This is a genomic window from Leptolyngbya sp. AN02str, from assembly GCF_050565595.1.
In the GTDB taxonomy this organism is placed as follows: domain Bacteria; phylum Cyanobacteriota; class Cyanobacteriia; order Elainellales; family Elainellaceae; genus Kaiparowitsia.
In genome coordinates, this window is record NZ_JBNXVR010000003.1 from 231,661 (window position 1) to 245,283 (window position 13,623).

The following is a 13,623-nucleotide window of genomic DNA, read 5'->3' on the forward strand; positions in this document are numbered from 1 at the left end:
GGTTTGGCTTGGGTACGTTTAAGCTTACAAAACGATTGATGAAAATCCGCTAAACGGCCTAGTTCGGTTCAGTCAGGTGACTGTTGAATACGATGCCAAAAGGAGAAAAACTGCATACCTTTTGGTTGAAAGAAACTTATATCGTTGAATTTGCATTGTTGAGCTGTAACTGCGCGTTGAACAAACGTGTCAAAAGCTTGACTGAAGCGAGGCCCACGTTGGTTGACACGGCGGACAAACTCTTGAGATGAACGCGCTGGAATGTTGATATTTCTTGAAGGTTTGGCACCCCAGTGGATGAACGCAACATCAGCATGTTCAGCCTTTACAGAGAAAAGAGGGGCTGCAACCTCGGGGTGATATCCAAGCACTGCCTGGATTGAGGTTGCAAACTCCTCTACAGCATTCATTCACCTGTGAGAAATACAATATCAACTTGGTTTGTCATTTCAATGTTGAATAGATGTACTTGGCATGACAAACTCGGCACACCAATTATCATTTCCATCACTCCAATTCATGCGTCTTTGTAACGATGGCAGTGCGCCACTTTCAGCGTTTGAATAGGAAAGGTAGAAAAGGAAAAGCGTGTTGAATTGACCTAAAAATTGCCCGCTCGGACAAAGACTTGGGAGTGATGTGTGACGCTCGAATGTCAATGCTGTGTCATTTGGGCGCTGGCCCCTTGGATTGTGCTATTGGCTCTGGACAACATCCTCGGCCAAAAGGGGACGTTTCTCCGTAGCTTTGGTTTTACGACGAGCAAAATAAATGATCAGTAAGTTACTGATACAGAATTGGATCGGGCGATCGCATCCCTCTTAAAGTAGATATTGGGCGACAGGACGAAAAAAATTGGGGTGCTGGGTCAAGCGCTGAGAGAAATGTTGAGAATACATAGACCCGAGATGCGATCGCCACCCGTCCGACACATCAGCTTTCTAGATTAGGTATCATCTAAAGAGTAAGTGGAACTCAGGCGTGGCCTTTTCAATCTTGAAAGCTAGACAACTACGAACTAGGTCTACTGAGTATTGATGGTGGCAAAGAACACCTCCAACGCCAGCAATATGGCCAAATCCACCAAGTATCTACAAGTATCTATTTGTGTCTAGCTGCATCTCATCGGTTCTTCCGTTTTTTTCATCGTTGTTGCGATCGCATTCTATTGCACATGACTAATCAACAATCTTCCTTCAAGCAACCTCTGGTTTATCTATCGCTGTTTTTGTTGGGTGCTGGCTCCTTTGTTGCGGGCGATCGCCTGCTCAATGTGCAAGCTGTTTCTTCGCCGCAGCCCCAAACGGTGAGTCAGTTGCCGGCGGGCGGCTCCACGGGAGCTTTGTTTTCGGCCAGCAACCCTAACTTTATTGCCCAAGCTGTTGAGCAGGTAGGGCCAGCGGTGGTTCGCATCAATGCATCCCGCACGGTCACAACGCAAGTGCCCGAAATGTTCAACGACCCATTTTTCCGGCGCTTTTTTGGAGATAGCGTGCCTGCTCCAGGGCCATCGTCTCGGGTTGAGCGAGGCGTAGGTTCAGGGTTCATCATTGATTCCAGCGGCCTGATCGTTACGAATGCCCATGTGATAGATGGAGCCGATCGGGTGACTGTCGCCCTGCGCGATGGCCGAACCTTTGATGGCGAAGTGCTGGGTGAAGATCGCTTTACTGATGTGGCTGTGGTTCGCATTCAGGCAGAAGACCTACCCTCGGTAACCCTGGCAGACTCCGATTCTCTGCGGCCTGGGGAATGGGCGATCGCCATTGGGAATCCCCTAGGGTTGGATAACACCGTGACCGCTGGAATTGTGAGCGCGACAGGCCGCAGCAGTGCCCAGGTGGGCATTCCCGACCAGCGGGCCAGCTTTATTCAAACGGATGCGGCCATTAATCCGGGTAACTCGGGTGGCCCCTTGCTCAACGAGCGTGGTCAGGTCATTGGGGTGAATACGGCTATTCGGGCCAATGCTCAGGGCTTGGGCTTTGCAATTCCGATTAATACAGCGAAGCGAATTGCCGATGAGCTAATTGCAACGGGCCGGGTTGAGCATCCCTATTTGGGAGTTCGGATGGCTACCATTACCCCCGAGCTTAAGGAAAACCTGCGTCGTAGCAACAATACACGAATTAGTGTGCAGGAGGATGAAGGCGTGCTGGTAGTCGAGGTGTTGCCCGACTCTCCGGCGGCGAAGGCTGGCTTCCGCACAGGCGATGTGATTGTGCAACTGGGCGATCGCAAAGTCACCTCTTCTGAGCAGGTTCAGCAAATTGTTGAGAGCAGCGAAATTGGCAATGCGCTGCCCGTAGAACTGCGCCGCAGTGGCGAAACAGTTAGCTTGTCGGTTCGGCCAGAACCCTTGCCCACTCAAGCTCAGAACTAGGGCTGTCATCCATGCCATTTGAAAGCTAGATACACCCTTGAACCCATGGAGACGACCCTTAGCTTCGTGAATAAGTTGATGAGAGCGGGTGCAAAACCTTGGGTGTGACAGGGGTTTGATGCTTAAACTGATGGCGCGCTCTAACGGTTGCCCTCCGCACCTTCGTTCCGAGAAGGTGCATCCTGCAACGGGTTTAACCTGCATCAATTGCTCGTTAAGATTGGGAGATATCAAGCTGAAGGCTTGAGTCTCCCAATTTTTTCATCGCTTATTCTTTTCACTCACGTTTGTTTCAGAAGCCATACATGATGACTCAACCACTTCCGATTGCTCAGCTTGGCCATTCTGTGTTGCGTCAGATTGCTGCCCCTGTGCCCCATGGGCAAGATGCGTGGGTGCGATCGCTTGTGAATGAGTTGCTGGTCACGTTACAAGCCTCGAATGGTGTAGGCATTGCTGCACCGCAGGTTGGGCATTCTTACCGGGTGGTGGTGGTGGCTTCTCGTCCAAATGCTCGATATCCCCATGCGCCCCAGATACAGCCGATCGCCCTGATTAACCCAGAGGTGGTACGCCATAGCGATGACGTGGTGCGCGATTGGGAGGGCTGCCTTAGCGTTCCGGGAGTGCGTGGGTTGGTGCCTCGGTACACCTCGGTTGAAGTGGAATACACCACCGTAGAGGGCGATCGCGTTACCCAAGAATTCCATGATTTTGTCGCGCGGATTTTCCAACACGAATTCGATCATCTCAATGGGTTGGTGTTTGTCGATCGCGTTGAAACGCAGCACGATCTGATCGACGAGCAGGAATATTTCACTCGTGTGTTGGCTCAGCAATCGGTCAGCCCAGCCCAGTAGTGACCCATCATGACCTGTGCCACTGGGGGCTAGAACAGGCGGTCGAGGCCGCGAATGGTCATGTACACCGAAAGCCCCACTAAAAATAGGCGAAACATGAGGTTGATGGTTTGATCGGGGAGCTTGGGCAGTAGGCGCGTGCCAAACTGAGCGCCCAAAATACCGCCCAAACCCAGGCAAATGCCAGGAATCCACAGCACGTTACCATTCCATGCGTGCTGGGCTAGGCCAGAAACGGCGATCGCCACAATTGCACCCAAACTTGTCCGCACTGCCGATTTGATGTCTTCGCCTAGCATCAACATTTGCAGAGGCACCATGACGACCCCGCCACCAACTCCAAACAAGCCCGACAATACCCCAGCCAATAGGCCAATTTGGGCAATGGGTAACAGGGCTGGTTGCTCGGATGTTGCAGTCGATGGGGATGTCGTTGGAGCTGCTTCATCTTCTGGGGCGATCGCCACTGGAGGTACAACGACTGTCGTCATGTCAGCTCGCAGCTGCTGTTTTACCAGCCGACGCTTCAAGTCCATGAGGTAAATCGTGATCACCAGCAGCAGTGCAAAGGAGAGCGATAGCCACGCTTCCGAAATGCGATCGCCAATCCAAGCACCAACCTGTGCAGTAACCATGCCAAACACCGCCAGCAGCAGCGAGATGCGCCAATTTAGCTCACCAGCTCGCAAGTTGCGCACACTACCCGACACAGCACTCAGAAACACACCTACCAGGCTGGTTGCTGTTGCCTGAACCAGCGGCACGTTAAACAGCGTGAGGACAGGCACCATCATGAGCCCGCCACCAATGCCCAACAGCCCCGCCAGCGTACCCGTTACCACTCCAACCAACAACAGCAAAACCCAGCCTAAGGGTGTTTCTAACATTCGTGCGCTCCAAAATGTGCTTCTCCAGTGGGTTAGGCCAATGCAACTCGGCTTCAAGCCCAACGCATATCAGCTTGCTTCATATCAGCTTGCTTCATAAACAAGGGGGCTCAGCATCTTTCAGGCTTGAACCTAACCAAGACAAAAACCTTAAATGATGTGGATTGGCCTGTCAAATCTCAGCTCAAAATGCTATTAGTTCAGTACTAAAAAATTCTCTCTTGGGTGCAAACATGGCATGGCTCCGACTCGATATGCAGAAGAAAGTGCTGTATTTGATGGATGGCGGACAGGAGCTGGATCAGGTTCCGCTAGAAGTGCATAATGCTAACGCTTCGGAATATCGTCTCAAGGTTCCGTTTCAGTGGTTTGATGGCAACGATGACCCAGGTGCCATGACGATTGTGCTAGAGCCTAGTATGGCCGAGGTCGTTTAAGCCTAAAGTTCAACGTCATCCTGTATTTGAACATCCCAAGACTGTGACATTTTCGGCCTGCTTGACGGGGCTGACGGTCTTCAGGGCTAACCAGTCGCTCATGGTGGTGGATGGTTGGGCTGTCGTGCTTCAGCGGCTTGTGTGGCTTGTGGAGTGCTGACTGCATGATTTTGCCGCAGTTGTTTTTGCCCCGTACCCATATTTTGGAGATCCCTCAATGCCGTGGCTTAAGCTAACGTCTAAAGCGCTCTACCTAATGGAGGGCAGCCAGTTTTTGAATAAGGTGGATCTAGATCCTCGCGACAAACCCCACGAGCGATCGCTCCAGCTCCCCATTAGCTGGTTCAAAAGTCCCGATCCACCGACAGGCATCGTTGTAGCGCTCAGTTGCCCCGACGAGCCAACAGCAGCTTTGCCGCCTTCGCCGCCGCCTGCACCACCGCACACTTCGTCTCCTAAGGTGAACTTTGCTCTAGTTCCAGACCCATGGAAACCTGCTTCCAAACCCCATTTAACGGTGCTAGTGCAAGCGTTTCACGATCAGGGTATTGTGGATGGTCGGGTATTGGCCTATGCGGCGGCAACGATTTCGCGCGAGTCGAGTTGGAATCCACGGGCGGTGAATACGACCGATCGCGCTGCTAAAACGGGATTTCCAGGGGCGGGTTTGGCTCAAATTACCTGGAAGGACAATTACCGGGCCGTTGGTAAACTGACGGGAATTGACTTTGTGGGCCAGCCCAAGCTGATGTTCGATCCTTACAAGGGACTCCGCGCCAAAGCTGCCTTCTTTCAAATGAATCGCATGATTCCGCTGATTGAGAAAGGAGAATATGAGTCGGCTGCGGGTATCTACAATGCGGGCAACCCAAAGTTCCGCTCGTCCTATACGCGCAACGTTGCCGTGGATACTAAGAAGTGGCTACCTGTGTTCACTATGTAGGAGTTATCGCTCTTCTGTCGCTCTGGGAGTGAAAAAAACTCAGCGAAATCTGCAAACGCACATCCTGCGGGCCTTTGAGCTTGCCTTCCTAACATTACCCATCATTTGTAGCGCTTTGAGTTCGATCGAGCCACAAGCGGGTTTCAGAGTTTGCTCCAGCAAAAGTGACAGAAGAGCGTTATATCAAGTCTTGGAAAATGGCCACAGTAAGAGTTGTTGCACAATTCTTGCCAAACAAAGCTTTTGGGATATTGCAAGGCTATCCATATCATGGGTGATTAACCCGACTTGATATTAGCTTGCTCGTCCTTGATGAGGGTAGTAAATTTGAGGCTATTTGTTTAGAGTTGATAGCTAAATTATTAATTTAAGAGTATTGGTTGAAATGGGCAAAGGGCTTGTATACGAACGGAAGGTACTCAATCTTGTTGTAACTTTGCTCAATGCTGGTGATTTAAGTATAGTTCCAGCACAAGCTGAAGTTAAGCATGAACCGCGATATTATTCCTCGGCTCGAAAGAAAGAATATTAAATTCGATGTATCTATTGAAGTTTTTCGTAAGGGTGCAACTATTCCATACCTAATCTGGGTTTGGGAGTGCAAGAATTACACTAAAAAGGTTCCTGTAGATGATGTAGAAGAATTTCATGCAAAGCTCAACCAAATTGGAGCTAATCGAACAAAGGGAACATTGATAACACCTTCAGGTTTTGATGAAAGTGCATTGCAGTTTGCACGCTCAGAGGGTATTGGTTTATGGCGATGGATTCCAGAAAATACTCCAATTATTAGCTTGGAAGCTCGCACAACATCTAATAATTTACTTGAAGATCAGGATGTTATTGGCGGTTTAACTGCAACAAGTATTGCTTATGCTGGTGTTTCTTTTCTTGGGACTGGTTATGGAATGACTTGTGACGGGCAGCTCGTTACTGACTGTCATGAGTTATTTAAAGCAGAGTTGACAGACAGTCTGTAATTTTAACCTGAGTAGACTAAGCCCAGTGCAGTGGGCTAACGAACGCCTCTGGTATTGAGTTTCAGGCTGTTAACATCCGCTGACTGGGATCGACACTCATCACTCGCAGTTTTGATGACATCAAGCTAAGCAGTGGGTAGGCTAAAGCGAAAAGTACTGCCAACGCCAAGTTCGCTTTCGACCTCGATGGTGCCGCCTTGCAGTTCTACCAATCGACGGCAAATGGCGAGCCCAACTCCAGTACCGCCTGAGTGGCGATCGCGCGATCGGTCGGCGCGCCAAAACCGCTCAAAAATCTGTGGTAAATCTTCGGGGGCAATGCCCGAGCCCGTATCGGAGACCGAAACCCATACCCACTTATCGACTTGATACGCACTCACGATAACCGTGCCTGTGGCGGTGTAGCGTAGGGCGTTGCTCATGAGGTTGACCAAAATTTGCTCAACTCGCCCTGCATCGGCCAAAACTAAAGGTAGACCTGGCGGATACTTGAGGGCGATCGCCAGATTGTCTGTATTAATTAGTTGATCGGAGAAGCGTTCCACAACCGAAGTCAAGACCGATTGCAGGTCTGTGGGGTGGGCATCGATAGGTAGGTATCCTGCCTCAATTTTAGAGAGTTCCTGCAGGTCGTTAACCAACCGCCTCATTCGGTTTGCCTCTTTGAGAAGCAAGTGGTAGATCTCGCTAGAAGGCTCAATTGTGTTATCGGCCAACCCTTCCAGGTACCCCTCCACAATGGTGAGAGGAGTCCGGAGTTCGTGAGTTAGGTCGGTCATGAGGTCTCGTCGCCGCAGTTCCACGCCTTTTAGCTCTGCGGCCATGCGGTTAAAGCTAGACGCCAATTGGTTCAGTTCGGGAATTTCACTGGTTGGCACCCGCTCTTCCATGTGGCCTGCGGCAAAGTTTTGGGTGATCTCCTCCATTTGAATGAGCGGTTGCACAATCCGTTTGGAGACCAAATAGCTGAGGCCACCTGCGGCAGTTGCGCCCATCACCATTGACCACAACGCTCCTCGACTCCAGGCAAACTCAAACCCACGCACAAGTTCGGTGCGCACCTGCCGCATGCTAAAGCCGCGAACCTCAATATTTTCGAGGTACACCACAAAATAACGGGGTGCAGAAAATTTGCTGATGGCGGTCAAGGTCATCAGTCCCACAATCATGACGGTGACGTGAGACAAAAATAGGCGCGATCGCAGCCCCAGCTTTGCCATAGTGGCCCCCTATCGGGTGAGGAAGTATGAGAGCCGGAAACTCCTTCTCCCATTATTAGCCTCACACGCTTAATCGGCCTTGTACACCCGTGCTGAAATTCCTTGCTGTTGTAGCTCTCGCACCAACGTTTCGGCTCGGGTTGATTCGGTAAATGCGCCAAACTGAACCAACGCCCCCGATGAGCCGTTACGCACAAAGGCATCGGGCACAACGTCACGGGCATTATCCAGGGCGCGATCGCTCGTATAGTCGGTTACCACATAGTAGTACGGGTCAGAGCTGTTCGAGCGGCTAGAGGCAGGGGCAGACGCTGCTGGAGCCGGAGATGCTGCGACAGGTGCTGGAGAGGGTGCCGCAGGACGCGCTGCCGGAGCCGAAGCCGCTGGAGCCGGAGCTGGGCTCGTTCTTGGCGATGCAGGAGTTGCCGGAGCGGTGCTGGCGCGCGGACGGGGAGTTTCGACCTCTTGCTGAGAAGACGAATTGTTAGATTCTGCTGCAGGGGGTGTTCCAGGCCGACGCTGCCCATTAGCCAACTGCTCAACGGTTGACAGCTCTGCCTCGGTGCCAATGCGGGTAATGGTGCGCTCTGGTGTGGTGGATGTAGAGCCAGTTGCCGATGTACCTGCACTTTCAGGCCGCTGTCCCGGAGATGCCAAAGGAGACCCAGGACGAACGCCATCTTGATCAGGCAGGGTACTTAACGTGCCCAAATTCACATCTTGAAATTCTTGAGAAGAGAGGTTTGGCCCTAAGCCTGGAGGTTGGGGCTGGGTAGTGGTAGCTGTCTCGTCCAAACTTGTGGGGTCGGTGGCTTCTTCCGATGTGCCCGCTCGGAACCAATTCAACCCGGCAAGGGTGGCTGGGTTCATGAGCACATAGCCAAAGGTGACGCTGGTCAACAGCAGCAGCATCATAGAACCCAAGCCTAGAGGGGTGATAAGGGTTGATAGCATGCTGGGTTGAGGGCGACGAAGCCGAGGTTCATCGTGGTTTAGGCTGCGGAGCAGCTGCTCAGAGGATTCTAGATATTCGCTGGGGTCTTCGTTGTCAGGAAGGGAGGAGATGCCGACAGCTTTTGCCTTAGGTTGGCTTACGGTTTCGGCGGTAAAGCCCTGTACGGCAATGGGCGGGGCCGTATCATCTCCCATGCCACTTGCTGGAACCATGGGCAAATGCAGCGAGGATGCGGTTGATTCTCCCTTAAACCGGGTGGGATTTGGATTGAGCGAAATTGTGTAGCTCTTGGAAGCAGGATCCAAGCCAGAGCGCTCCTGAAGCTGGGCAACTCTGCGCGATCGCCGATACCGGGCTAGTTCTTCATCCAACCCAGCATCCATGCAGCCAAGGGTCGACTGCACCATAGGGTGTAGCGATGCAGATACGGGTGACTCTAACTCAAGGGCTGCACGACGGCGCATAGTTCAAGAACTCCTGCCTATTAATCACAAGTGTGGGGCGTACGAAAGAATTGACTTTGAGGATTTGACGGGGTGCACAACACCCATCGCTGATAAAAACTCACTGCACAATGCACTCTGAAAATTTGCTTAGTTTGCCGCAGTAATTTAATTCAGTAAATCTAAGGAATAACTCATGCATGCCCAAAAAATAGGTTTGGGATGTTGACTGCTAATAATAGCAAGGGATTGCGGCAATCATGCAAGCTTTTTAAACGAAAGTTCGGTTTTTTTGCGTTTTTGTGCAAATTGCCCTCCCGCATTCCGGTTTTTTGATGCGAAATTGTTACGTTAGCCTGTGGATTAATTGGAAATTTTGAAGAGGCTAAGAAACAGCGAACAGAAGCATCGAGAGGAATAATTTTGAATGGAGCGCCCGATCACAGCCTTCTATCATTGCAATCAATCGAAAAAACTAAGTCTAAAGATGGGTGCGAAGCGTGGCCAGAGCCCATAGAACTTGAATTGGTCTTTGTCAGTTTCCAGCTCTCCATGCAAATTGGACATGATTGAATATTGAATCACCGCATAGGAACTGCTTGGTATAGAGTCACTGCGAGTCAGTTTTTGTGTGGCATTTGCTTGATGCGCGAATGGGGTGGCTTGTATGACAGCTTTGGCCCGGTGAAGGTTCTCATAATCAAGACTGGATCAAACCCGTTGGGCGATCGCAAAATTTATCGGAATGCTGCATCCTGCGGGGGATTGGGCGCAAAATGAAAAAGCGGTGTTTTGTGTTGTCACGTCATGCAGTTTGACTCTCTCACTCATCTCATTCGAGCGCTAGAACAGCAGGATACCTGGCTGGCCCGACGCCAGTTTCAGCGTGTGGGGGAGTGTTGGAGTCGGGTGGTGGGAGCGGCTGTGGCTGCGCAAACCCGACCGATTGCCCTACAGCGCCAGGTTTTGCAAGTTGCAACATCCAGTTCGGCTTGGGCACAAAATTTGATGTTTGAGCGCCAGAACATTTTGGAAAAGCTCAATGCAGAGCTGCCCTTCACCATTACAGATATTCGGTTTTCGAATGCGCAATGGCATGCCAACAAATCGGCTGAGCCAGAGGGGCTATCAGATTCGGCACTGTTGTGGAAGCAGCACCCAAGCTATGTGGAACCAATCGCCGATGAACCTCAACCGACGCGATCGCCCAATGCTCCTGATCTTGCCGAGGTCGGGGATTCGATAACGGCCTTTCAACACTGGGCTGCAACCATGCAGGCGCGATCGCATCATTTGCCCCTGTGCCCAGCCTGCCAATGCCCTACTCCCCAAGGCGAGCTAGAACGCTGGTCGGTTTGTGGCTTGTGTGCCTCACAGCAATGGTCCACCCAAACCTCCAGCCCTGTCGAGCCAAAACCAGGACCGGAAGAGACTTAGGCGACTGTATCGGTTGATACTTGTTTTACTCAGAGTCAGCGTGTTTTTACGGAGATTTGTGCGATCGCCGAGACAAAAGCTGGGCTAAGAATCAACATATTCTTGCTTAGGTCGCGATGGGTTCTTAGTGATCCCCAAGTGCTTTGAGGCAATATAAGCAAAGCTTTTAGCATGTATCAGCTCTGTTTATGAATTTAGCTCAAATGTGACTTTATTAACTAAAACCTGAAGAGAATCTAAACCTCGTTTTTTATTTGGGATCGCTGAAAGCTAGATGGGAAACGTGTCAGAAGTGTTAAAGCAGTCCAGCGCTCAAAAAAACAGGAAACACAATAGATGTGAAGAAATTCAATTACTCTCTCATCTTGCCAGCACCTGATGACAAATGGAAATTGCAGTGTTACGGCTTGTCGTAATTGCCTCAACTACCAGCTTGAGGGACGACGTGGTGGGCTTTGCCGCCAATTAGGTGTACCTGTTCAGTCTGACTGGAAGCCATGCCCTCTGGCTGCGCCGATTTTCTCGTCGGTTGCCGAAGATGCACCGCTTGGGCAGCCGTTGCTGCCGTTGTCGTGTCCGCTGGTGCTGCCAGCGGAGGCAGTGCCACTTGGCAACCCAGACCGGGTTGCTGCGCTGCATGCAGTCGATGATGAGAGCAGTCATGTAAAAGTAATGGCGATCGCAACGATTCGTCCTCGTTCGTTACGGATTGTGGGTTAAACAGAATTTAGATGAAGTTGCGGCTAGTCTTCTGGGGTTGCGGATGGCGCACCTGCGGAGGGCGAATCAACCACAATGTAGTCGAATGTGAGAGTCACCGCCAGTTGAGTATGGGTTGTCGCTTCTGGCAGTGGCTCAAAGGGGGCCGCTGTTCTGACGGCGGTGAGTGCCGCTTGGTCGGCGATCGCTGAGCCAGAGGCTTGCGCCAACGTTAAATCAACCAGTTCGCCCTGACGATTCAGAACAAGCCGCACCTTGGGATGGTAACTGGTGTCAATATCAATATCTTCCCAAGCGTCGTACACGGCTTGATTCAGGGAATTAATGTAGGCTCCCCACGTCTCGTCTTGCTGGGCATCAACTCCAGCCGGGGCGATCGCACTTCGATTAGGATTTTGTATTCCGTCCAGTCCAGTTCCTAGTGGGGTTGCCAGCTCTTCTACCTCATCGGGTGCCTTGTTGATCTCAGAGGGCAATGGGGCAGAGGACGATGGGGCTTCGGTGCTGCGATTGAGAGCAATCTCCGCAGCATCGGTTGCAGGCGCAGACATCTCGAATTCAGCAGAATCAACGTCAACAGGATTGGATTCTGCGGTTGGAGCGATCGCAACGTCTGGTAAGGGAACTGGAATTGAGATCGGTTCAGGGGTTGGTGGGACAGACAGCATTGAGCTGTCTTGCGTTTGCCCATCCTCCACAGCCACTTCTGGTAAGGGCGGAGCCGGGGGTAAGTAAGAGGAATTGGACTCGGTGGCGATCGCTGGCAGCTCTGCGACCGGAACGAGCGTAGGAAGTGTGGGTTCGGCGGCCAGAACTGGCAACTCAGACACGGGTGCTAGAGAGGGAAAAGTTGGCGCAGTGGTTGCCAGCGGCGGCTCCGACGGTTCGGAGTCTAGGTTGCTTTCTGCTGTTGTTGCTGGTTCTGTTGCTATTACTGGTTCTGGGGCGGGTGCAGGGTCAACAGCGGGTGCAATCGCTGCGGCTGGCGGAGCCACTAGCGGTTTTGCCGCAGATGCTGGCTGAACCTGCTTCGTGTCTGTGGGGAGGGCTTCCGGCACGACGGGCGCTGCATGGCTGGCGGGCACAAGCTCCGCGTCTAAAAAGGGGGGCTTGAGGGTGACAGACTTGCTGGTTGCAGTTGGTTTGACTTGTTTTGACGGGTCAGCAGGACTACCCGCCGTGGTAGGCAAGGCTTGGCGATCGCCTCCTGCCTGTGCATTGACGACGGCGCGGCGGGCCGACTCTGGCGCATCTTGAGACGGCGCATCTAAGTAAATGAAGTCAATGGGTTGGCTGGCGAGTTCAGCCTCGGGCTCGTTAGGAGCGGGTTGAATGGCAACCCATAACGCCGATCCCACTCCCATATGAAAGGAGAGTGCCGCGGTGAAATAGAGCAGTAAGCGATCGCCCCGGTAGGTGGCAAACCGTTTGCGATAGTGACGTGACAGACGCATGGCTCCTCACTTCGAGCGAAAACGCTTCACTCGCCCACATTAATACTGCAGATCAAATCACAAGATGCCTATTTTAGCGATAGGGAGGCACACCAATCATGAAATCTAGGCAAGCAAGTAGCCATCATTCAACATAAAACTCTAAAGCTCTGAGCCGCTCGCTGTGCGGGCGGCTCAGAGCTTTAGGTTCTGATTTTTAAATGGTGTCGAGGTACTGAGTAGGGTGGTTGCTGAGTTGTGCGGCTTGGGCGATGTTGCTCGGATTTTTGCCGACCTCTTACCTGCTAGCTGCCTGCCAACGAATGGGGTTAAATCGGATGCGAACCGCTGTATGATAGGCGTAGAACTGTTGTCGTTTGCTGTGTTAGTGGGCTGATATGGATATTTTGTCTTTGGGCTGGATCATGCTGTTGGTGTTGTTTTCCTTCTCCATCTCCATGGTGGTTTGGGGCCGTAACGGATTTTAAGCTTGAGCTATGAGCGTTGAGACAACTGCACTGAGTGTATTAGCTGTTGTAGCGCTGGCGTTGCTGGTCACAGTAACGGGCGGCGTGGCGTATTTAACAAACGCTGAGTGGCGCGATCGCCGTCGTCAAGAGCGCGAAAAGCGCGGTCGCTAGCCATCTTCATTCAACTCAATCAACCGACGCAAAAGTGGATCTGCTCATGAGTGGGTTCACTTTTGTTTTGTCTTTGATGAATGGGGGTTGAGCGGGGGCTGTTGACCCATGGTGGAATTTCTTAAAGTCTCTGCTAGGCAAAAAACTAGTTGTGTTTCACATGAGCGAATGTTGGTTGCAGAAGGGTGGCTCTACGGCCCGTCTACAACCAACATCCCCATGCCAGAACATTAACCAAACTTCAGAAAAGCCCATTTTTGCGTGCGCAACGCGCACGCAAAAAT

At 51.8% G+C, this 13,623-nt stretch carries 14 protein-coding genes; 9 read left to right on the forward strand and 5 right to left on the reverse strand.

The genetic code is table 11. From position 1 onward, the window contains the following. Nucleotides 1-68 precede the first annotated feature (68 nt). Entirely contained in the window at nt 69-410 is a 342-nt protein-coding gene (locus ACQ4M4_RS03985; RefSeq protein ID WP_430683171.1) for a hypothetical protein, read from the reverse strand. A gap of 764 nt (nt 411-1,174) precedes the next feature. On the opposite strand from ACQ4M4_RS03985, the gene ACQ4M4_RS03990 reads away from it, so the two are divergent. Then, the gene (locus ACQ4M4_RS03990; RefSeq protein ID WP_430683172.1) at nt 1,175-2,383 is read left to right on the forward strand and encodes an HhoA/HhoB/HtrA family serine endopeptidase; all 1,209 of its coding nucleotides are present in this window, start codon (nt 1,175-1,177) and stop codon (nt 2,381-2,383) included. Nucleotides 2,384-2,688: 305 nt separating this feature from the next. After that, a complete protein-coding gene (gene def / locus ACQ4M4_RS03995) occupies nt 2,689-3,243 on the forward strand; it encodes a peptide deformylase (RefSeq protein ID WP_430683173.1) in 555 nt (184 codons plus the stop codon). A 29-nt stretch (nt 3,244-3,272) separates the two neighbouring features. Here def and ACQ4M4_RS04000 read toward each other — a convergent pair whose 3' ends face one another. Beyond that, nucleotides 3,273-4,130, reverse strand: coding sequence for a sulfite exporter TauE/SafE family protein (locus tag ACQ4M4_RS04000; RefSeq protein ID WP_430683174.1), 858 nt, complete (start codon nt 4,128-4,130; stop codon nt 3,273-3,275). Nucleotides 4,131-4,363: 233 nt separating this feature from the next. Here ACQ4M4_RS04000 and ACQ4M4_RS04005 point away from each other — a divergent pair, with 233 nt between their 5' ends. The 3 genes from ACQ4M4_RS04005 (at nt 4,364) to ACQ4M4_RS04015 (ending at nt 6,490) form a co-directional block, all read left to right on the forward strand. Then, on the forward strand, nt 4,364-4,567 hold the full coding sequence (locus ACQ4M4_RS04005; protein ID WP_430683175.1) for a hypothetical protein: 204 nt from the start codon (nt 4,364-4,366) through the stop codon (nt 4,565-4,567). Nucleotides 4,568-4,784: 217 nt separating this feature from the next. After that, nucleotides 4,785-5,510, forward strand: coding sequence for a transglycosylase SLT domain-containing protein (locus tag ACQ4M4_RS04010; RefSeq protein ID WP_430683176.1), 726 nt, complete (start codon nt 4,785-4,787; stop codon nt 5,508-5,510). A gap of 488 nt (nt 5,511-5,998) precedes the next feature. Further along, nucleotides 5,999-6,490, forward strand: coding sequence for a restriction endonuclease (locus ACQ4M4_RS04015; protein ID WP_430683177.1), 492 nt, complete (start codon nt 5,999-6,001; stop codon nt 6,488-6,490). 125 nt (nt 6,491-6,615) lie between these two features. Here ACQ4M4_RS04015 and ACQ4M4_RS04020 read toward each other — a convergent pair whose 3' ends face one another. Further along, nucleotides 6,616-7,710, reverse strand: coding sequence for a sensor histidine kinase (locus ACQ4M4_RS04020; protein WP_430683178.1), 1,095 nt, complete (start codon nt 7,708-7,710; stop codon nt 6,616-6,618). Between the two features lie 69 nt (nt 7,711-7,779). Then, on the reverse strand, nt 7,780-9,129 hold the full coding sequence (locus ACQ4M4_RS04025) for a hypothetical protein (protein ID WP_430683179.1): 1,350 nt from the start codon (nt 9,127-9,129) through the stop codon (nt 7,780-7,782). Between the two features lie 786 nt (nt 9,130-9,915). Here ACQ4M4_RS04025 and ACQ4M4_RS04030 point away from each other — a divergent pair. Together ACQ4M4_RS04030 and ACQ4M4_RS04035 are read left to right on the forward strand one after the other, a co-directional pair. Continuing rightward, the gene (locus ACQ4M4_RS04030) at nt 9,916-10,545 is read left to right on the forward strand and encodes a DUF721 domain-containing protein (protein ID WP_430683180.1); all 630 of its coding nucleotides are present in this window, start codon (nt 9,916-9,918) and stop codon (nt 10,543-10,545) included. A gap of 378 nt (nt 10,546-10,923) precedes the next feature. Further along, a complete protein-coding gene (locus tag ACQ4M4_RS04035; RefSeq protein ID WP_430683181.1) occupies nt 10,924-11,265 on the forward strand; it encodes a hypothetical protein in 342 nt (113 codons plus the stop codon). A gap of 23 nt (nt 11,266-11,288) precedes the next feature. On the opposite strand, the gene ACQ4M4_RS04040 is transcribed toward ACQ4M4_RS04035, so the two are convergent. Then, nucleotides 11,289-12,719 (reverse strand): TonB family protein, encoded by a 1,431-nt coding sequence (locus ACQ4M4_RS04040; RefSeq protein ID WP_430683182.1) that lies wholly within the window; start codon nt 12,717-12,719, stop codon nt 11,289-11,291. Between the two features lie 377 nt (nt 12,720-13,096). Here ACQ4M4_RS04040 and petN point away from each other — a divergent pair, with 377 nt between their 5' ends. After that, the gene (gene petN, locus ACQ4M4_RS04045) at nt 13,097-13,186 is read left to right on the forward strand and encodes a cytochrome b6-f complex subunit PetN (protein ID WP_430683183.1); all 90 of its coding nucleotides are present in this window, start codon (nt 13,097-13,099) and stop codon (nt 13,184-13,186) included. A 9-nt stretch (nt 13,187-13,195) separates the two neighbouring features. After that, on the forward strand, nt 13,196-13,339 hold the full coding sequence (locus ACQ4M4_RS04050; RefSeq protein ID WP_430683184.1) for a hypothetical protein: 144 nt from the start codon (nt 13,196-13,198) through the stop codon (nt 13,337-13,339). The last annotated feature ends 284 nt before the right edge of the window (nt 13,340-13,623 follow it).

Coding starts and splice junctions, on each gene's coding strand:
- def (WP_430683173.1), top strand. CDS start 2,689: ATGATGACTCAACCACTTCCGATTGCTCAGCTTGGCCATTCTGTGTTG.
- ACQ4M4_RS04000 (WP_430683174.1), bottom strand. CDS start 4,130: ATGTTAGAAACACCCTTAGGCTGGGTTTTGCTGTTGTTGGTTGGAGTG.
- ACQ4M4_RS04020 (WP_430683178.1), bottom strand. CDS start 7,710: ATGGCAAAGCTGGGGCTGCGATCGCGCCTATTTTTGTCTCACGTCACC.
- petN (WP_430683183.1), top strand. CDS start 13,097: ATGGATATTTTGTCTTTGGGCTGGATCATGCTGTTGGTGTTGTTTTCC.
- ACQ4M4_RS04030 (WP_430683180.1), top strand. CDS start 9,916: ATGCAGTTTGACTCTCTCACTCATCTCATTCGAGCGCTAGAACAGCAG.
- ACQ4M4_RS04025 (WP_430683179.1), bottom strand. CDS start 9,129: ATGCGCCGTCGTGCAGCCCTTGAGTTAGAGTCACCCGTATCTGCATCG.
- ACQ4M4_RS04005 (WP_430683175.1), top strand. CDS start 4,364: ATGGCATGGCTCCGACTCGATATGCAGAAGAAAGTGCTGTATTTGATG.
- ACQ4M4_RS03990 (WP_430683172.1), top strand. CDS start 1,175: ATGACTAATCAACAATCTTCCTTCAAGCAACCTCTGGTTTATCTATCG.
- ACQ4M4_RS04010 (WP_430683176.1), top strand. CDS start 4,785: ATGCCGTGGCTTAAGCTAACGTCTAAAGCGCTCTACCTAATGGAGGGC.
- ACQ4M4_RS04040 (WP_430683182.1), bottom strand. CDS start 12,719: ATGCGTCTGTCACGTCACTATCGCAAACGGTTTGCCACCTACCGGGGC.
- ACQ4M4_RS03985 (WP_430683171.1), bottom strand. CDS start 410: ATGAATGCTGTAGAGGAGTTTGCAACCTCAATCCAGGCAGTGCTTGGA.
- ACQ4M4_RS04050 (WP_430683184.1), top strand. CDS start 13,196: ATGAGCGTTGAGACAACTGCACTGAGTGTATTAGCTGTTGTAGCGCTG.
- ACQ4M4_RS04035 (WP_430683181.1), top strand. CDS start 10,924: ATGACAAATGGAAATTGCAGTGTTACGGCTTGTCGTAATTGCCTCAAC.
- ACQ4M4_RS04015 (WP_430683177.1), top strand. CDS start 5,999: ATGAACCGCGATATTATTCCTCGGCTCGAAAGAAAGAATATTAAATTC.